This is a genomic window from Aeromicrobium sp. Root236 (genome assembly GCF_001428805.1).
Classification (GTDB): Bacteria; Actinomycetota; Actinomycetes; order Propionibacteriales; family Nocardioidaceae; genus Aeromicrobium.
On the sequence record NZ_LMIS01000001.1, the window covers coordinates 3,561,803 to 3,579,626 of the forward strand.

Consider the following 17,824-nt stretch of genomic DNA (forward strand, 5'->3'; position numbering starts at 1 on the left):
AGAGTCTCCCCGGGTTCGCGACATCTGTGGACAACCTGACCTCGGTATGGACGAACGGAGGCTGAGTCTGTACAACCGTTGCATGACGAACTGGCGGGGGCCTGGGGGATCAGGCAGGACAACGGCGCAGCGACTGCGCATCCGACCGTGGCGCGACCCACGGCTCCTTCTCGGGCTGCTGCTCGTGCTGGGGGCGACCATCCTGGGCGCACGGCTCGCGGCGGCCAGCGACGACACCGTGGAGTACTGGTCGGTCAAGGCCACCGTCGCTCCGGGCGACCCGGTCAGCCGTGACTCGCTCGAGGTGACCCGCGTGCGGCTGTCGTCGGCGACCAAGGGCAACTACCTGCGTACGGACGAGGAGTTCGCCGCTCCGCTCGACGACCTGGTGTGGGCCCATGGGGTCTCGGCCGGCTCACTCGTCGACAAGGGCTCGCTCGTACGCCGGTCGGCCACGACCCGCAGCCAGCTGCCGCTCAGCGTGGCGGACGGGGCGGCGCCGGCCGACCTCGACCGTGGTGACCTCGTCGACGTGTGGGTCGGGCCAGGACCCGGCGACGAGCCGGCGGGCAAGGCCGCGCTGGTGCTCGAGTCCGTGCGCGTCATCGAGTCCGGCGACGACGCAGCCGCTCGGAGCGGCTCCCTGGCGCAGACGGTCCTCGTGGACGTCGACAAGTCACAGCTGCGCGGTTCGGTCGTCAGCACCGTGGCCGCCGGCCACGTGACCCTCGTCAGGGTCTCGTGATGGACGTCGTCCTGGCCGCGGGCGAGGCGCCGTGGGAGGCCGCGGCGATCCGCGAGATCGAGGCGTCGGGCACGCTTCGCCTCGTGCGGCGGTGCGTCGATGTCGCCGACCTGCTGGCGATCGCCGACACCGATCTGGCGGCCGCCGCGCTGGTCACCGCCGACCTGCCGGGGCTCGACGCCGACACGGTCTATCGCCTGGAGCACGCCGGCGTACGCGTCGCAGCCGTCGACTCGGACGAGGGTCGCTGCCGGTCGTTGGGCATCGAGCGGATGCTGCGGCTGGGCGCCCTCGACGTCGTGGCTCGCGACGCACCCGCACCGCGCCACGCACCGCAGGAGGAGCGGGCCCCGCTGATCGCCGTGTGGGGCCCGGCCGGCGCGCCGGGTCGCAGCACCGTGGCGCTGGGGCTGGCCTCGGCGACGGCCGCCCACGGCACCGACACCGCGCTGGTCGACGCCGACACCTACGGCGGCTCCCTCGGCCAGATGCTGTCGGTGCTCGACGACGTGAGTGGCCTCGTCGCCGCATGTCGCGCGGCCAACGCCGGCCGGGCCGTCGAGGTGGCCGACCACCTGCTGGGGATCGACGACCACCTCCGCCTGCTCACCGGCCTGCCGCGCGCGGACATGTGGCCCCAGGTACGCACCGGCGCGTTCGAGCTCGTCCTGTCCCGCTTGCAGTCGATCACCGAGCTGGTGGTCGTCGACTGCGGGTTCTCTCTCGAGACGGGCACAGGTCACTCGGCCAACCGCAACCAGACAACCCTCCAGGTCCTCGACCAGGCCGACGCGATCGTGGCCGTGGGACGCCCCGATCCCGTGGGGCTGGCCCGACTCGTGCGGGGTCTCCACGACCTCGCCGAAGCGGTGCCGGGCCGGGTCCCGACGCTGGTGGTCAACATGACGCGTACGTCGCTGGGCTGGCGTGAGCGCGAGATCGACGCGACGCTGCGGCGGCTCACCGGGGTCGTGCCGGCGGCCCATCTCCCGTTCGACCAGTCGGGCCTCGACCTCGCCGCCGTGAGCGGGCGCGCGCCGCGCGAGGTGGCGCCGTCGTCGCCCTTCGTGACCCGGATCGAGGTGCTGGCGCGCACGCTCGTGTCACAGGTCGGAACACCGGCCCTACTCTCGTCTGCCACCCCATGACCCGGTGGTAACTTCTCTGCAGGACGTCCCTGAGGAGAGTCATGCAACGGTTGAGCCCGCTGGATGCGATGTTCCTGCAGCAGGACAGCCCGACCGTGCCGCGTCAGATCGCCTCGTTGGCGATCCTCGAGCCCGGTGAGCACCCCCTCGACTACGACCGCCTGATCCACGTCATCAACGAGCGCATCGACATCGTGCCCCGCTACCGCCAGGTGCCGCGCACGGTCCCGGCCTCGCTGGGCACACCCGTCTGGCTCGACGACGAGAACTTCGACATCTCCCTGCACGTACGCCGTTCGGCGCTTCCGCGGCCCGGCACCGCCGCGGCGCTGCACGAGCTCGTCGGTCGGCTGATCGCCCGTCGGCTCGACCTCGACCGGCCGCTGTGGGAGCTCTACCTCATCGAGGGGCTGTCCGAGGGGCGCGTCGCGCTGCTGTTCAAGGCGCACCAGGCGCTCGTCGACGGATCCGAGACCGTCGACCTGGCGCAGGTCCTGCTCGAGGAGACGGCGCACGACCGCGACATCCCCTACGAGGAGTGGAACCCGCGCCCCGAGCCCAACGCCGCCGAGCTCGTGGTCGGCACGCTCAACCGCAACCTGCGCCACCCCGGCGAGGCACTGCGTGTCGCCGAGCTCAACCTCGGCCGGATCGCGCGCCGGCTGCCGGTCGTCGGCGTCGACGGCCAGCCGCCGCACAGCGTCCTGTCGACCGACCTGTCGCGGCATCGCCGGTTCGCCTCCCTGGCCGCCAAGCTCGACGACTTCCGGCGCGTACGCGAGGAGCACGGCGGCACGGTCAACGACGTCATCCTCGCGGTGATCGCCGGCGGCATCCGGGGCTGGATGCTGACCCGTGCCGAGCCGGTGACCGCCAAGACCAGCTTCCGCGCCATGGTGCCGATGTCGGTCGTCGCCGAGGACGGCCTGCCCACGTCGTTGGGGTCCAAGGTGCGCGGCCACCTGCTGTCGTTGCCGGTCGGCGAGTCCAACCCCGTCGTGCGGCTACACCAGGTGTCGTACGCGCTCAAGGACCACCGCGAGACCGGATCCGCGGTCGCGGCCAACAAGCTGGCCAACCTGCCGGGCTTCGCGACCTCGACGTTCCACGCCGTCGGCGCGCGGGTCGCTGACGCCGAGGCGGGCCGTGGCCACCAGATCGTCATCACCAACGTGCCGGGTCCCCAGGACCCCGTCTACATGGCGGGGGAGGCGGTGAGCGAGGTCTACCCGTGCATCCCCCTGAGCGGCCGTCGCGCGGTGTCGATCGGCGTGACGTCCTACAACAGCAAGGTGTTCTTCGGCATCGTCGCCGATCGCGAGGCAGTGCCGGACGTCGACGTCCTGGCGCAATGCATCGAGGACGCGCTGCTCGAGCTCGTCGAGTCCGTCGAGGGGCGCCGGTCCCGCGCTCCCCGCGGACGCCAGCGGCCGGCCAAGTCATGAGGGTCTACCTGGCGGTGGGCCCGGACGACCTGACGGCCCTGGCCGGTGGCGCCTCGATCACCGCACCGGCGTTCGTCGCCGCGTCGGAGGACGAGGAGGACGAGCTCGCCGCGCTCGAGGAGGCGTCCGAGAACGGCGCCGCGGTGGCCGCCGCCGAGCTGGACGACCCCGATGGCCCGGTCACCCTCGACGACGTGGTGTCGTTCCACCTCGACGTCGACGGCACGGGCGACCTCGCGTGGTACGCCACACAAGAGATCGACGCCGTGCTCAGCACCCTTGCGGGGCCGGACACGGCGTCGTAGCGACCTCGTCTAGAGCTTGGTCTGGCCGTACTCGACCTCTTCGCGCAGCGAGGACCGGATGGCCTTGGCGACCTCGGGCTCGATCTTCTTGCCGATGAACGGGATCGACACCTTGACGTCGCCGTCGAGGCTGAACGAGGTGGCGGCGCCGTCGGCGACGAGCTTGGCCTTGCCGGTCATCTCGGCGGGCTGGCCGATGATGCTGACCTTGACGTCGGCCGTACGGTTGCCGCTCGCGTCGGGGCCGCTCCACACCTCGGTCTGCTTGACCTTGACGGTGCTGCCGGTCAGCTTCTTGACGAAGTCGGGCAGATCGGCGTCCTGCGTACGGATGACCGTGACGGTCGCGCCGTCGCCGGACTCCTCGACCGTGACCTCGTACTCGTGGGCGCCCTGGTTGGCGCACGACTCGGTGCGGAACGCCTGGTCGGTGATCAGCCCGTAGACCGTCGCGACGTCGGCGCCCTCGTAGCTGAAGGACTCGGTGAGCTTCATTCGGTCACCGCCTGGGGTGCGGCGGTGCCGACGCCCTTGAGCTCGGCCAGGCGAGCCTCGACCTCGGCGTCGGTGGACGACGCCTCGAGCTCGTCCCATGGGTCGGCCGTCGCGGCGTTGAGCTCGGCCTGGCCGGCGACCTGCGCCTCGGAGCGACGGACCTTGTCCTCGAACCGGCCCAGCTCGCTGGTGGGGTCGAGCACGTCGATCGACTTGACGGCGTCCTGCACCTTGGCCTGTGCCTCGGCGGTCTTGGCGCGGGCGACGAGCTGGTCGCGCTTGGTCTGCAGCTCGCCGAGCTTGGCCTTCATGCCGATCAGCCCGGTCTTGAGCTTCTCGACGGTCTCGTTCTGCGAGGCGATCATGGGCTCGGCCTGCGTGGCCTCGGTCTCGAAGCCGATCTGCTTGGAGAGCGCGATCTTGGCGAGCTGGTCGAACTTGTCGGCCTCGGCCGCCTGGCCGGACGCGCGCAGCGAGTCCGCCTTCTGCGACGCGGCGAGCGCCTTCTGGCCCCACTCCTTGGCCGCGGCGACGTCCTCGGCGTGGTCCGCCTCGGCGAGGCGCAGGTTGCCGATGGTCTGGGCCACGGCGTCCTCGGCCTCGGCGATCGAGTTGGTGTAGTCCCGCACGAGCTGGTCGAGCATCTTCTCCGGGTCCTCGGCCTTGTCGAGGAGGGCGTTGATGTTGGCGCGCGTCAGCTGGCCGATGCGCCCCAGGATGGTCTGTTTCTGAGCCATGGTCATCACTCTCTGTCAGATGCTGCCTGTGGGGTGCGACGATCGGGCACAGGGTTGCCGCACACGTCGATCTTGCTGCATCGCGGTGACCGAGACAACCGGATCCGGCGCCGGGCACCGCTCAGCCTGCGGTTTCGGGCCCTTGCCTGCCGCCGCGGAAGATCCACTGCCGCATCAGGACGAAGCGCATGGCGGTCACGAACAGGTTGGCCGCGGTGAGCAGCACGACCTCGACGAGCGGATGGCCCTCGCCTCGTACGGCGCGCAAGGTCCACAGCGCGCCGCTCGTGACCCCGAGGCCGCACGCGAACACGAGCAGGCCCTGGAGCTGGTGCCGCAGCGCGCCCTCCGGCCCGCGGAAGCCGAACGTGAACCGCCGGTTCGCGGCCGTGTTGGCGATCGCGGTCGCGGCGAGCGCGAGGGCGTTCGCCTCCTGGGCGCCGAGCCGTCCCCGCAGCCCGACGTACAGGACGCCGTACGCGAGGGTCGACAGGATCCCGACCAGCGCGAACACGACCATCTGGGCGCTGAGCCGGCCGCCGGCGCTGCGGGCGGTCGTACGCCCGAGGGTGCCGGCGACCTCCGCCAACGGCACGCGTCCACGCAGCAGCGCCCAGCCGAGCCGGCCCATGCCGCGCAGGTCGGCCGCCGCGGTGCGGACGATGTCGACGCGGCTGTCGGGGTCGTCGACCCAGTCGACCGGGACCTCGTGGATGCGCAGCCCGGCCCGCTCGGCGACGATCAGCAGCTCGGTGTCGAAGAACCACTCGTCGTCCTCGATCAGCGGCAGCAGCTGCTCGGCCACGTCGCGCCGGATCGCCTTGAAGCCGCACTGGGCGTCGGAGAAGCGCGCCCGCAGCGCCCCGCGGAGCATCACGTTGTACGTCCGGGAGATCAGCTCGCGCTTCGGCCCGCGAGTCGTCCGCGCGGTGCGCGCCAAGCGGGAGCCGATCGCGAGGTCGGAGTGCCCTGACAGCAGGGGAGCGACCAGCGGCAGCAGCGCATTGAGGTCGGTCGACAGGTCGACGTCCATGTAGACGAGCACCTCGGCGTCCGACCGTGACCAGGCCTCCTTGAGCGCCCGGCCGCGTCCTTTCCGCGCCAGCGACACGACCGACACGTCCTCGTAGCGGTGCGCCAGCTGGTGGGCCAGCAACCCCGTCGCGTCGGTGCTCGCGTTGTCGGCGATCGTCACCCGCGACTCGTACGGCAGCGTGCGCAGGTGCTCGCGGACGGTCTCGACCGATCGCACCAGGGTGCGCTCCTCGTTGTAGACCGGGATCACGATGTCCAGGACGACAGTGGCGACTGGCATGGGCTCGGCGTACGTGGTGGCGGCGGTCACTGGATGCCTGCCGAGAGGTCGTAGAGCGTGACGCCGTCGACGGTCGTGGCGGTGAAGTTCTCCGACACCCAGCTGGTGATCTCGCTGCTGGTGCTGCCGCCGGCGTTCATCTCGCCGCCCCCGCCACCGATGAAGTAGTGGATCTCGCCGTCGGCGACGTACTGCTTGAACTCGGCGAGCGTCGGGCTCGGGTCCGAGCCGTTGAACCCGCCGATGGCCATGACCGGCAGCTCGGTCGCGAGCTGGTAGCCCGACGCCGTGTTGGAGCCGATCGCCGCGGCGACCCAGGTGTAGGAGCCCGCGTCGGTCCTCAGCAGCGCGTTGATCGCGCTGGTCGACGTCGAGCCGTTGAGCAGGCCGCCGGCGCCGCCTGCCCGGCCGGTGGTGCCGGTGGTCCCGCCGGGTCCCTGCCGCGTGCCGTTCTGCGTCGGCGGCTGGCCCATCCGACGGCCCCCGCCGCCGGGTCCGCCACCCATGCCGCCACCCGTGCTGGGTCCGGCGCTGGGGATCGAGCCGGTGTGCGGCGTCGACGCGGTGTCCACGGCGTACGCGGTGGGGCCGGCGAGCATCGTGATGACCGCGGCCGCGCCGACGGCGAGCATGACGCGGCGCGAGAGCAGCCGGTGCAGCACGATCAGCAGGGCCGAGCCGACGCCGGCGACCACCACGGCGTACTTGAGCCACGGGACGAAGCCGTCGGCTCGGTCGAGCAGCGCATAGCTCATCGACGCGGTCAGCGCGAGGACGAACGCGGCGCCGAGGGGAGCGATGACGGAGTCGCGGTGCTCCCAGAGGATGCCGGCGCCGATGCCGATGAGCGCAGCGATCGCCGGCGCCAGCGCGACGGTGTAGTAGGCGTGGAAGATGCCGGCCATGAAGCTGAAGGTCAGCCCGGTCACGAGCAGCCAGCCGCCCCACACGATGAGTCCGCTGAGCTGTCGATCGGTCCGGCCGGCCTTGCGGCGGAACCACACGCCGAGCGCCAGGCTCGCGAGGGCCGCCGGGAGCAGCCAGGCGATCTGCCCGCCGATCTCGGAGCTGAACAGCCGGAACAACCCCGTCGCGCCCCAGTTGCCGCCGCCGTTGCCACCGCCGCCGCCGACCGAGCCGACCTCGTTGCCGTTGAGCCGGCCGAAGCCGTTGTAGCCGAGCGTGAGCTCGAGGATCGAGTTGTTCTGCGAGCCACCGATGTAGGGCCGGCTCGACGCGGGCCACAGCTCGACGATCGCGATCCACCAGCCGGCGGCGACGATCATCGAGCCGAACGCAACGAGCAGGTGCCACAGCCGCTTGCCGATCGAGGGCTTCGCGGCCACGAGGTAGACGAGGGCGAGCGGCGGCAGCACCAGGAACGCCTGCAGCATCTTGGTGAGGAAGGCGAAGCCGACCAGCGTGCCACCCAGCACGAGCCAACGCACTGCCCGCTCGGGCGACTCGATCGCCCGGAGCGTGGCGTAGACCGCCGCGATGAGGAACAGCGTCAGCAGTGCGTCGGGGTTGTTGAAGCGGAACATCAGCACGGCGACCGGCGTCAGCGCGAGGGTCGCACCCGCGAGCAGCCCGGCCCACGCGTTGTGAGTCGTACGCCGCACCGCCGCGTACAGCAGTCCCACAGACCCGACGCCCATCAGCGCCTGCGGGACGAGCATGCTCCACGAGGACAGCCCGAAGATGCGGACCGACAGCGACATCGGCCAGAGCGACATCGGTGTCTTGTCGACCGTGATCGAGTTCGACGCATCGGAGGAGCCGAAGAAGAACGCCTTCCACGACGCCGAGCCGGCCTGCACCGCCGCGGAGTAGAACGAGTTGGCCCACCCGGACGCGCCGAGCCCCCACAGGTAGAGGACTGCGGTCGCGAGCAGCAGGCCCAGCAGCGCCGGGCGTACGAGGGGCGAGTCGTCGGGCTTGCCGCGCCATAGGCGAGTCGTCCACGTCGGAGGAGAGGGTGTTCGGACAGGGGCGGGCGCCTCGGTGCGGCGCTCGGCCGCCGGCGCGATGAGTGTCGTCTGGTTCATGCCTCCACGGTGCGAGACCGGACTGGCACGACCGTGTGGCTCGTCTGTGCCACCTCTGTGAGGCGTTCAGCCCTGTCGCCGCAGGGCTCAGTTGCGGGGCAGGGTGAGGGTGAACGTCGTGTCGCCCGGGGTGCTCTCGACCGTCGCGGTGCCGTGGTGGGCGTGCATGATCGCGCGTACGAGTGACATGCCGAGGCCGGCTCCCCCCGAGGCCCGCGTGCGGGACGAGTCGCCGCGCACGAAGCGTTCGAAGATCGTCGGTACGAGCGCAGGGTCGATGCCGGGGCCGTCGTCGTGCACCTCAACCCGCACGTTGTCGCCGACCTGCAGGCGTACGTCGACGGTCGTCTTCGGCGGGGTGTGCCGGCTGGCATTGGTCAACAGGTTCGTGACGGCCTGGTGGAGCCGCTGCTCGTCGCCGGTCACGGTGACGGGTTCGTCGGGCACGTCGAACGTCCACTGCCGCTCCGGATCGACGACGCGGGCGTCGTTGACGGCCTCGACGACGAGCCGGGTCAGGTCCACCGGCCTGCGGTCGACCTCGCGCCCCGCGTCGAGACGAGCCAGCAGCAGCATGTCCTCGACGAGCGTTGACATGCGGCCCGCCTCGGACTCGACCTTGGCGAGGATCTGGTCGGGGTCGTCGCGACCGGTACGCCGGCTGAGCTCGGCGTAGCCCTTGATCGTCGACAGGGGAGTGCGCAGCTCGTGCGACGCGTCGGCGAGGAACTGGCGTACCTGCTGCTCGCTCTCGTGCCGGGCGTCGAGCGCTTCCTCGACGTGGCCGAGGAGCTGGTTGAGCGCGCCGCCGACCTGGCCGACCTCGGTCGCGGGGTCGGTGAGCTCGACGGGTACGCGTACGGTCTCGCCGATCTCTCCCGACGACAGCGGCATCGCGATGACCTCATGGGCCGTGGCGGCGACCTCGCGGAGCGGCCGGAGCTGTCGGCGTACGAGCACACGCCCGGCGACCGCCGCGGCGGCGATGGCTCCCAGCGCGAGCAGGGCTTCCCACCAGATCAGGCTGGCGATGGTTTCCTCGACGTCATCTCGCGGCAGACCCACGATGTACGTCGATCCGTCCGGTCCCTCCTGGGCGAGGACGCGGTACGAGCCGTACTTCGGCAGGTCGACGTTGTGGGCCTCGTCGTCGGGAGTGACATCGGCCAGCAGGTCACGTGCGGCAGTCGAGATCTGGGGCAGCCCGCCGCTGGCAGTGACGATCGACCCAGGCTGGCCCGGGATCACGATGATGAGCCCGACATCCTGACCACGGCCGGCGTCAGGACGACGGTCGCCGAGATCGCCGTCAGAGCGGGGCAGGTTCGGCGCGTGCTGGGCCCGGCCCATCGAGTCCTTCAGCTTTTCGTCCAGCCGATCGGTGAGGTAGTGACTCATGACCACGGTCACGGCACCGGCGACGAGCAGGCTCGCGACGGCGACCAGGGCGACCACCGTGACGATGAGGCGGCCGGTCAGCGAGGAGGGGAGGAGCTTGCGCACGAGACCTACTCTGCAGGCTTCAGGACGTAGCCGGCGCCGCGCTTGGTGTGGATCATCGGCTCGTGCCCGGCGTCGACCTTCTTGCGCAGGTAGGAGATGTAGAGCTCGACGACATTGGCCTGGCCGCCGAAGTCGTAGTCCCAGACCCGGTCGAGGATCTGCGCCTTCGACAGCACACGGCGCGGGTTGCGCATCAAAAAGCGCAGCAGCTCGAACTCCGTCGCGGTCAGCTCGATCTCGCGGCCGTCGCGCACGACGTCGCGGCTGTCCTCGTCGAGGCTGAGGTCGCCGACCGTGATGACCGAGTTGGGTCGCGCGTCCATCGCACCGGCGCGCCGCATCAGCCCGCGCAGGCGGGCGACGACCTCCTCGAGGCTGAAGGGCTTGGTGACGTAGTCGTCGCCGCCGGCGGTCAGCCCGGCGACGCGGTCCTCGACCGAGTCGCGTGCAGTCAGGAACAGCACCGGGATCTCCGGCGACTGGGCGCGTACCTTGCGCAGGACCTCCATGCCGTCGTAGTCGGGCAGCATCATGTCGAGGACGATCGCGTCGGGGATGAACTCCTTGGCGGCGGCCACGGCCTTGCGCCCTGTGTGCGCCATCTGGATGTCCCAGCCTTCGTAGCGCAGCGCCATCTGCAGCAGCTCGGCGATGTTGATCTCGTCGTCGACGACGAGGACGCGCAGGGGGGTCCCGTCGGCGCGGGTCAGTGTGGAAGCCATGAGTTCAGTGTGGATCCCCCAGACCCGGAGCGCGTGAGAACGACCTGTGAGCAACCTGTGAGTGCCGGAGGTCGTGGCCGGACCCAGCGGGTGATGGGCCGGCGCACAGGGCGATGACAGGTCGGGCCCGCATCGTGGCGGCCATGAATGACATCGCTGACGACAGTTCTGCCCAGCCGACCTCGTGGTCGACCCGTACGCTCGTGGCCGCCGCGATCACCGCGGTCGTACTCGGCCTGGGAGCCGGTGCGGCCCTCGGAGCCGCCGGCGGCAGCTCCGACGGGGGCATGGGAGGTGGCCCGGGCGGCGGCCCCGGCATGCAGCGCGGGCAGCAGCCGCCCGGCGGCGGCCCCGGCATGCAGCAGCCCGCCACGCAGGGCAACGCCACCAACAACTGACTCCGGTCACTACGCTGAGCCCATGACGCGGCTCACCCGATCCCAGGTGCAGGACCGCAATCGCGAGACGGTGCTCGAGGTCGCCCGTGGCGCGTTCCTCCGTGACGGCTACGTCGCGACGTCACTGGCGTCGGTCGCCAAGGAGGCCGGCTTCACCACCGGCATCGTCTACTCCAGCTTCGGCAGCAAGGCCGACCTTGCACTGAGCGTCCTCGAGCGCCTGCAGGCGGAGCAGATCGGCGCCTTGGGCGAGCGCGTCGGCGAGGCGTCCGGCGACGTCCTCGACCGCGTACGACAGTGGGCTGCCGAGGCGATGTCGTCTGGATGGGTCCGGCTCGAGCTCGAGCTGCTGCTCGACACCATGAACGACCCTCGACTGGCCGCTGCGCAGACCAGGCGCCAGACGGCGTCGATCCAGCAGGCCGTCGCGGTCGTACGCTCGCTCCTGCCGTCCGGCTCGATGGACGACGAGATGGTCGAGGTGCTCGCCGAGGCCGCGGTCGACTATGCGATCGGGCTCGCGATGCGGCAGTCGGTCAACCCCGACGCGACGCCGGACCGCTTCCTGCGGCTCGTCGAGCCCCTGGTCGCGGCGATCACGCCTCAGGGGTAGCGGCGGGTCTTGCCGTCGGCGGTGCCGCACTCGTCGCCCGCCACGCCGGACGGGAACCGGTACTTCTCGAGGACGGCGCAATCGGGCAGCGTCTGGCCACCCCAGACCTCACGCCACCCTCCGGCGACCTTTGCCCACAGCGCTGCGTTGCCGCCGCACTGCGGGATGAAGATGCCGCCGGCCGCCCACCCGCGGGTGTCGACCTTGCCGACGTGGATCTCGGGCCGCTTGGTGCAGACCTCGTCCTTGGTGTCCTGCTGACGCTGCAGGTCCGCGACGATGAAGGCCTTGAAGTCCTCGGGCGCGCCGGTCAGCTTCGCGACGTCGCTGGCGCGCGCGACCGTGATCTGGTCATCGCCGTAGTCGATCAGCGTCGAGGCCTTCGTGGGCTCCGTGGGAGTCGGCGTCGTGGTCGGCGGCGGCGTCGTCGCAGTGGTCACCGTCGGCGTAGGTGTCGTCGTCGCCGGCGCGGTCGTGGGGTCGTCGGAGCCCTTGGGCTCGTCGGACCCACCGCACCCGGCGGTGAGCAACAAGATCGCGAAGGCTGCCGGCAGAGTCCGTCTCATGCCGACCAGTATCACCGAGCCCGATGCGTCCGGTAGTCAACGACTTGCTGGAACGTGGGACGGTTCTGCCAGTCGATCGGCCGGACCTCCACGACGCCGCCGGTGGTGGGCCGGATGTAGTCGAGTGACTTGTCGTACGTCAGCTGGCTCGGGCTGCTGACCTTCTGCGCCGCCTCGGCCCGCTGGACCGCGCTGAGCAACGACGCCCGCAGGGTCGTGCGGCAGGTCGTGAGCGAGCCGCAGAGCCGATAGGCGTACGGGCTCTGCACCGTCGAACCGGTCAGTCCGCGCAGCTCCTTGTCGATGTAGCCGTACCAGGGCGAGCCGAGCCACGACGAGCCCTGACCCGTGCGGGGGTGGTCGTCGAGCGGCTGTGGGAGCGCGCGGGCCAGCACCGAGCCGAGGCCCGGCTTGGCGAAGTCGTACGCGAGGGAGTTGGCGCCGTCTTCCCACCAGGTGTCGAAGATCTGGATCGCGGCCTGATGGGCGTACGCACCATCGCGGTCGTAGTCGACGCGGTGCGCGCCAGCGGCCAGCCACGCGGAGAGGAGCTTGCGCGCCTCGACGGTCTTGGGGTCGGCGCCGAGCACCTTGAGCAGCCCCGGCAGGAGCGACTTGGCTCGTACGTCCTCGGTCGCGGCATCCTCGACGATCCCGGCGAGCTGTGCGCGGCCGACCTTGCCTGCGGCGATCGCCGCGGACGCGCGCCGGCTGAGCGCCTCGGAGCGGTGCACCGAGCCGTCGGACCACTTGTCGTCGGCGGCCGCGAAATCACGCGCCGGCTTGTTGTTCCAGCTCGCGAGATATCCGGTCGGCGGGTTGATCTGCTGCGGGTGCTTGGCGGCGCTCAGCCAACCGGTCGGGTCGTACGCCTTGCCGGCCCAGCGCGGCATGTCGGTGTCGGTGCCTGCTGCGCGTACGGGCAGGCGGCCCGACGAGAAGTAGGCGATGTCGCGGTTGTCGGCGTAGAACCAGTTGAACGTGTAGTCGATGCCGTTGGCGGCCTTCTTGAACGTCGTCGCGTCCTTGACGTAGTCGGGATTGTTGAACCGCGAGAAGCCCAGGATCGATGCGGCCTCACGGCCGTACGTGCTGCGCTCGATCACGACGGCGACCGGCACGTCCTTGACCGTAGTACGGGTCTGCACGATGCCGTGGTTGGTGCGCCAGACCTGCATCTTGAGGGTCTTGGGCAGCGTGGGGGCCGAGATGTTGGGGATCACGGTCTCCTTGTGCTCGTTGTAGGTCATCGGCACGCACGCGCCGCCGTCCTTGCGGTACGACGTCGAGTTGACCGTCGGCGCGCTCCCGTCCGCGTTGCAGAGCTTCTCCATCACGGTGTCGATGTTGTCGCTGCCCGAGCTGGTCGCCGACCAGGCGTAGTCGAGGCCGTGACCGAGCTCGACGACCAAGTTGGTGCCGGCGAACGACACGCCGCGCGCGAAGACGCCGGGACCCATCAGCACCTGTTCGTTGAGCAGCTGCGGGTTGTAGTAGCCGGTCTGCGGGCCGAACACCACGAGCGGGTGACCGGTCTTGGTCTTGTTGGCGCCCACGAGCAGCGCGTTGCTCATGCCGTTGGCGGCGAACAGGCTGCTGAGGTCGATCGTCCCCGACGGCGTCTCGACCTGGTTGGGCACACCGGTCAGGCCGAGCTTGAGCGCGTCGAGCAACGTCTCGATGGGGCTGGTGCTGCCGGCGTCGTCGCCCGAGCCGGTGCCGTGCGCCCCGTTGAGGTCGGGGATCGCCACACCGGGCTGGTGCGGGTTGAACGCCTTGTTGTCGTACGGGAACGACAGCGTCGAGGTGGTGGGTGCTTCCTTGTCGTTCTTCTCGCGCAGGCTGGCGAACATCTTGTCGGCCTTGGCGGTGCCGAACTTCTTGACGAGCTGGCCGTAGTAGATGCTGTTGGCGTACTCCTGACCGCCGCCCTTGCCGAAGATGCCGCCGACGAGCGAGGCGACGTACGTCAGGTCGGCCCGGGTCCATGGCGTCGGCTTCTTCTGCAGCGCGAGGTACTCCGCCGGGCAGTTGAGCCCGGTCGGCAGCCCGAGCGGGCACATCTGGTTCTGCGCCGCGTTGATGCCGGCGAGGTAGGCGTCAGCGCCGTCGAGCAGTCGCTGGCCTTCGGCGCCGTTCTCGTCGGCGATGACCTGGAGCTGGTCCTGCGCCTCCTTGGGTGTGTAGTAGGCCGAGCGGACCTGCGCCCGGTCCATCGCGATGTTGCCCGGCGTGCCGCCGACGAACTCCGCACCGCGGCCGGCGCCGAGGTGGCGCAGCGCGTCCATCAGGAACATCCGGTCCTGCGTGCCGGCGAACCCGGCGCCGTACATCGTGTCCTCGTACGTCTTGCCGGTGATGTACGGCACGCCGTACGCATCGCGCACGATCGTCACGCCAGCCTTGGGGGTCTCGGTGCTGACGACCTTCTCCGGCACGAAGCCGGCCTTCTTGTAGTCCTTGTCGACCACGGCATCGGTGATCTGCGCCGGCGTGTGCTTCGCCAGGTCGTCGTACATCTCGAGCTGGTCGGCGTAGTTCTTCGGCGCGTTCTTGCCGTCCTTGGCCACGAGCCCACCGCCGAGCAGCACCTGCGCAAGCTGCACCGCGTTGATCGAGCCGCGCTGCCCGGCGGGCACGATGTTGCGCACCGTGCCGTACGAGTCGGCGGTCGCGGGGGAGGGCGTGGTGGTCGCAGCGGCGGCGGGAATCGTCGCGGCTGCGCCGACGGCCAGGACGCTGAAGACGGTGACGGCAAGACGACGCACGAAGGTGCTCCTCTGACTCAGAAAAGTGTTGCAGGTCACAACGATTGAAGGTGACACAGAGTTACACATTCGTCGAGCGGGCCGGTCGTACGTGCTGGCACGGACGACACGTGGTCTCAGGATTCCTACTCTGGCTCCAGGCGGACGAGGCTGTCGTCCTGCCCTCGGCTGCAAGGGGATCGGCATGCACTCGCACGGTGGCATGAAACGGCGCGCCTGGAGGTCCGCGGCGGTCGCCGCGTTGATGGCGGCGAGTGCGCTCACGGTGGTGGGTGCGGCGGCCCGCGCTGCCAGTGCGGCCGACCCGGAGCCCGACCTGACGACGTCTCGCTGCGTCGAGGGGATCGGCTCCATCAGCTCTCCGGCCAACCTCTCCTCTCCGCCCTCTGAGTCGGCGTGGGACGGGGCGGGCAACCTGTGGCTTCTGGAGACCAACTCGCTCGACCGGATGTCGCCCAGCGGAGACATCCGGCAGTTCGCCCATGCGTTCGCGTTGCAGACCACGTTGATCGGTATGGCCGCCGGCGACGACGGCAACGTCTGGGTCAGTGATGCCATGGGCAACCGCGTCGGTCGCGTGACCCCGGCCGGGAAGGTCACGTGGTTCACCGCCGGCATGAGTGCTGGCGCCTTGCCGACCAGGATGACGACCGGGCCCGATGGCAACGTGTGGTTCATCGAGGTCGGCTCGCACTCGCTCGGGAGGATCACGCCTGACGGTGTCATCACCGAGTTCCCCCTCGGCGCTACCGGCACCGCGTACGACATCACGACGGGCCCCGACGGGAACCTCTGGTTCAGCGGTACGTTCGGAGGCGCGCCTGGCATCGGCCGCATGACTCCGACCGGAGCGGTCACGACATTCCCCGCGAGCGCGGCCGCTGCCTTGTCCGCGATCACCACGGGCCCCGATGGCAACGTCTGGTTCAGTGCGGCCACTGGCGGCACCGTCGGGCGCGTCACGCCTGCGGGTGTCGTCACCGAGTTCACCGTGCCGCCATCGGGTCTGGTGGGCGGTGCGGGCGGTCCCTCCCCGTCCATCGCGGCAGGCCCTGACGGCAATGTCTGGTTCACCGATCAAGCCGGTGGCCGGATCGGGAAGGTGACGCCGGACGGCGACATGACCTTCTACACCGATGGCCTGAGAATCGATCAGCTCGGCACCGAGCTCTCCACGCAACCGGCGGCGATCCAGGCCGGTTCTGATGGCAACCTCTGGTTCACCGACGGCGGAAGCGCATTCGCCGCGGAGCGCGGGATCAACCGGATCACCCCGAGCGGCGTCATCACGCAGCGCGGAGCCTTCCGGCAGACGCCCGCGCTGAGTGACGTCACGCCAGGACCCGACGGGAACATCTGGTACACCGCCTCCGGCATCGGTCAGATCAGTCCGACCGGCCGGATCAAGGAGTTCCCGCTCGACGTCGCGGACTCCGGCGACCTGCCGTACGGCATCGCCAGCGGAGCTGACGGCAACCTCTGGTTCACCCAGCCGCTGCACGACCGGATCGGTCGCATCACTCCGGGCGGCACGATCACGTGGTTCAGCACCGGGATCACGGCTGGAAGTCACCCGTGGGCGATCACGGCCGGACCTGACGGCAACCTCTGGTTCACCGAGCACGGCAGCGACCGGATCGGTCGCATCACGCCTCAGGGTGTGGTGACCGAGTTCGAGTCCGGCGTCACGGCCGGCAGCGCACCTGTCGCCATCACAGCTGGTCCGGACGGCAACGTGTGGTTCACCGAGACCGCCGCGGTGGGGCGCATCACCCCGACCGGCCAGGTGACCGAGTTCGCCGTCACCGTCGGTTCGTCCGGCCAGTCAGCGCTGAACAGCATCGCGGCAGGACCCGATGGACGACTGTGGTTCACCGACCTGGCCGGCCGGGTCGGACAGGTCACGACGTCCGGCACCGTCACCACTACCGAGCTGACCCCGACCGATGTCGGGCTCCCCGAGTACGAAGGTGTGCTCAACGGGGCCATCACCGTCGCGGACATTGTGGCGGCCGACGGCAGCCTATGGTTCTCGGTTCCCTCGTTGGGTCGGGTCGTCCGCGTGACGACGGGTGGCCAGTTCGCCGGCTTCAGCGCGATGGCGGATAACTACTTCGACGTCTCCAACCAGAGCCCGTTCACCGTGTTGGGGCTCAGCCAGCCGACGGCCCTCGCGCCTGGTGCAGACGGCAGCCTCTGGGTCACCGGTGCCTCGGGATTCTTCAAGGTCAACCACATCCATTCACCGGACACCGTGGGCGAGCCGTGCGAGCCGGACGAAGACGGCGACGGTTTGGTCGACGCCGACGACCCGAAGCCGTTCGACTCGGACGCTGACAATGACGGAAAGCTGGATGGTGTCGACAACTGTGTGTTGACGGCGAACCCGAACCAGGCTGATGCCGATGGTGACGGTGTGGGTGACGCGTGTGATCCCGCCGCTGTGGTCACGGGGCCTCGGACGGTGGGTCGTCTGTTGTCGGCCGCCACTGGTGCCTGGGACGTGAGTGGTTTGGACGTGACGTACGCCTGGATGCGGGGCGCCACGCCGATCGATGGTGCGACCAGCAAGACGTACCGGTTGACCACTGCGGATGCCCGTCGGGTGGTGTCGGTGAAGGTCGCCGCGACGCGTGGTGGTGATCCGGCTGGGAGTGCGACTGCTTCGGCCGGTGCGATCAGCAGCGCCAAGACCTCGACCGGGATCGTGCTGAACACCAAGACCCTCGACAGTGGGGATGCTCTGCGGGCGACGTTCACGGTCAAGGGCTACAAGGTGGTCCCGACGGGGACGATCAAGGTGTTCTATCGCGGGCGGGTGACTAGGACGATGAAGGTCAAGAACGGTCAGGTGTCGACGGTGTTCCACCCGACGGTGCGAGGCAAACACCTGCTGACCGCGGTCTTCTACGGCGACACCGGCTACGCCTCGAGCCGCGCGAGCGTCTACGTCAGGGTCAACTAGTCGCAGTTGCCTTTTGGGCAGCACGAATGGCCCGGTCATGCCGGGTTGTTC

Annotated in this window: 15 protein-coding genes; 7 read left to right on the forward strand and 8 right to left on the reverse strand. The window is 70.0% G+C overall.

Features of this window, described 5'->3' with window-relative positions; genetic code table 11:
* The first annotated feature begins 82 nt into the window (after positions 1-82).
* Genes ASE12_RS17895 through ASE12_RS17910 form a run of 4 tightly spaced genes read left to right on the forward strand, consistent with a single transcriptional unit; the run spans position 83 to position 3,643 of the window.
* The gene (locus tag ASE12_RS17895; protein WP_157413047.1) at positions 83-745 is read left to right on the forward strand and encodes a hypothetical protein; all 663 of its coding nucleotides are present in this window, start codon (positions 83-85) and stop codon (positions 743-745) included.
* On the forward strand, positions 745-1,893 hold the full coding sequence (locus tag ASE12_RS17900; protein WP_056403797.1) for a hypothetical protein: 1,149 nt from the start codon (positions 745-747) through the stop codon (positions 1,891-1,893). Before ASE12_RS17895 ends, ASE12_RS17900 begins: the two co-directional genes overlap by 1 nt.
* A 41-nt stretch (positions 1,894-1,934) precedes the next feature.
* Entirely contained in the window at positions 1,935-3,338 is a 1,404-nt protein-coding gene (locus ASE12_RS17905; RefSeq protein WP_082582375.1) for a wax ester/triacylglycerol synthase family O-acyltransferase, read from the forward strand.
* Positions 3,335-3,643: a hypothetical protein gene (locus tag ASE12_RS17910; RefSeq protein ID WP_157413048.1), complete on the forward strand. Its 309-nt coding sequence runs from the start codon at positions 3,335-3,337 to the stop codon at positions 3,641-3,643. The genes ASE12_RS17905 and ASE12_RS17910 overlap by 4 nt, the downstream gene beginning before the upstream one ends.
* A gap of 9 nt (positions 3,644-3,652) precedes the next feature.
* On the opposite strand, the gene ASE12_RS17915 is transcribed toward ASE12_RS17910, so the two are convergent.
* The 6 genes from ASE12_RS17915 to ASE12_RS17940 form a co-directional block, all read right to left on the reverse strand.
* Complete coding sequence (locus ASE12_RS17915; RefSeq protein ID WP_056403805.1) at positions 3,653-4,138, reverse strand: DUF2505 domain-containing protein; 486 nt, start codon at positions 4,136-4,138, stop codon at positions 3,653-3,655.
* Entirely contained in the window at positions 4,135-4,875 is a 741-nt protein-coding gene (locus ASE12_RS17920; protein WP_056404948.1) for a PspA/IM30 family protein, read from the reverse strand. Before ASE12_RS17920 ends, ASE12_RS17915 begins: the two co-directional genes overlap by 4 nt.
* A 121-nt stretch (positions 4,876-4,996) precedes the next feature.
* Positions 4,997-6,190: a glycosyltransferase gene (locus ASE12_RS17925; RefSeq protein WP_056404950.1), complete on the reverse strand. Its 1,194-nt coding sequence runs from the start codon at positions 6,188-6,190 to the stop codon at positions 4,997-4,999.
* A 26-nt stretch (positions 6,191-6,216) separates the two neighbouring features.
* Positions 6,217-8,238: a glycosyltransferase family 39 protein gene (locus ASE12_RS17930; RefSeq protein WP_056403808.1), complete on the reverse strand. Its 2,022-nt coding sequence runs from the start codon at positions 8,236-8,238 to the stop codon at positions 6,217-6,219.
* An 87-nt stretch (positions 8,239-8,325) separates the two neighbouring features.
* Complete coding sequence (locus ASE12_RS17935) at positions 8,326-9,741, reverse strand: cell wall metabolism sensor histidine kinase WalK (protein ID WP_056403811.1); 1,416 nt, start codon at positions 9,739-9,741, stop codon at positions 8,326-8,328.
* A 5-nt stretch (positions 9,742-9,746) separates the two neighbouring features.
* Entirely contained in the window at positions 9,747-10,463 is a 717-nt protein-coding gene (locus ASE12_RS17940; protein ID WP_056403815.1) for a response regulator transcription factor, read from the reverse strand.
* A 143-nt stretch (positions 10,464-10,606) separates the two neighbouring features.
* Here ASE12_RS17940 and ASE12_RS20425 point away from each other — a divergent pair, with 143 nt between their 5' ends.
* Both ASE12_RS20425 and ASE12_RS17950 read left to right on the forward strand, forming a co-directional pair.
* A complete protein-coding gene (locus tag ASE12_RS20425) occupies positions 10,607-10,861 on the forward strand; it encodes a hypothetical protein (protein WP_056403819.1) in 255 nt (84 codons plus the stop codon).
* A 22-nt stretch (positions 10,862-10,883) separates the two neighbouring features.
* Positions 10,884-11,474, forward strand: coding sequence for a TetR/AcrR family transcriptional regulator (locus tag ASE12_RS17950; protein ID WP_056403822.1), 591 nt, complete (start codon positions 10,884-10,886; stop codon positions 11,472-11,474).
* Here the strand turns inward: ASE12_RS17950 and ASE12_RS17955 are convergent.
* Together ASE12_RS17955 and ASE12_RS17960 are read right to left on the reverse strand one after the other, a co-directional pair.
* On the reverse strand, positions 11,465-12,040 hold the full coding sequence (locus ASE12_RS17955; RefSeq protein WP_157413049.1) for a hypothetical protein: 576 nt from the start codon (positions 12,038-12,040) through the stop codon (positions 11,465-11,467). The genes ASE12_RS17950 and ASE12_RS17955 overlap by 10 nt on opposite strands.
* A gap of 11 nt (positions 12,041-12,051) precedes the next feature.
* Positions 12,052-14,808, reverse strand: a complete 2,757-nt coding sequence (locus tag ASE12_RS17960) for a penicillin acylase family protein (protein ID WP_056403826.1) — start codon at positions 14,806-14,808, stop codon at positions 12,052-12,054.
* A 184-nt stretch (positions 14,809-14,992) separates the two neighbouring features.
* On the opposite strand from ASE12_RS17960, the gene ASE12_RS20170 reads away from it, so the two are divergent.
* A complete protein-coding gene (locus tag ASE12_RS20170; RefSeq protein WP_162255522.1) occupies positions 14,993-17,773 on the forward strand; it encodes an Ig-like domain repeat protein in 2,781 nt (926 codons plus the stop codon).
* Positions 17,774-17,824: the final 51 nt, after the last annotated feature.

Bases quoted from the DNA above. Each gene is read 5' to 3' on its own strand.
- ASE12_RS17905 (WP_082582375.1), top strand. From the start codon at position 1,935: ATGCAACGGTTGAGCCCGCTGGATGCGATGTTCCTGCAGCAGGACAGC.
- ASE12_RS20425 (WP_056403819.1), top strand. From the start codon at position 10,607: ATGAATGACATCGCTGACGACAGTTCTGCCCAGCCGACCTCGTGGTCG.
- ASE12_RS17910 (WP_157413048.1), top strand. From the start codon at position 3,335: ATGAGGGTCTACCTGGCGGTGGGCCCGGACGACCTGACGGCCCTGGCC.
- ASE12_RS17940 (WP_056403815.1), bottom strand. From the start codon at position 10,463: ATGGCTTCCACACTGACCCGCGCCGACGGGACCCCCCTGCGCGTCCTC.
- ASE12_RS17895 (WP_157413047.1), top strand. From the start codon at position 83: ATGACGAACTGGCGGGGGCCTGGGGGATCAGGCAGGACAACGGCGCAG.
- ASE12_RS17950 (WP_056403822.1), top strand. From the start codon at position 10,884: ATGACGCGGCTCACCCGATCCCAGGTGCAGGACCGCAATCGCGAGACG.
- ASE12_RS17955 (WP_157413049.1), bottom strand. From the start codon at position 12,040: ATGAGACGGACTCTGCCGGCAGCCTTCGCGATCTTGTTGCTCACCGCC.
- ASE12_RS17900 (WP_056403797.1), top strand. From the start codon at position 745: ATGGACGTCGTCCTGGCCGCGGGCGAGGCGCCGTGGGAGGCCGCGGCG.
- ASE12_RS17925 (WP_056404950.1), bottom strand. From the start codon at position 6,190: ATGCCAGTCGCCACTGTCGTCCTGGACATCGTGATCCCGGTCTACAAC.
- ASE12_RS17920 (WP_056404948.1), bottom strand. From the start codon at position 4,875: ATGGCTCAGAAACAGACCATCCTGGGGCGCATCGGCCAGCTGACGCGC.
- ASE12_RS17930 (WP_056403808.1), bottom strand. From the start codon at position 8,238: ATGAACCAGACGACACTCATCGCGCCGGCGGCCGAGCGCCGCACCGAG.
- ASE12_RS20170 (WP_162255522.1), top strand. From the start codon at position 14,993: ATGCACTCGCACGGTGGCATGAAACGGCGCGCCTGGAGGTCCGCGGCG.
- ASE12_RS17915 (WP_056403805.1), bottom strand. From the start codon at position 4,138: ATGAAGCTCACCGAGTCCTTCAGCTACGAGGGCGCCGACGTCGCGACG.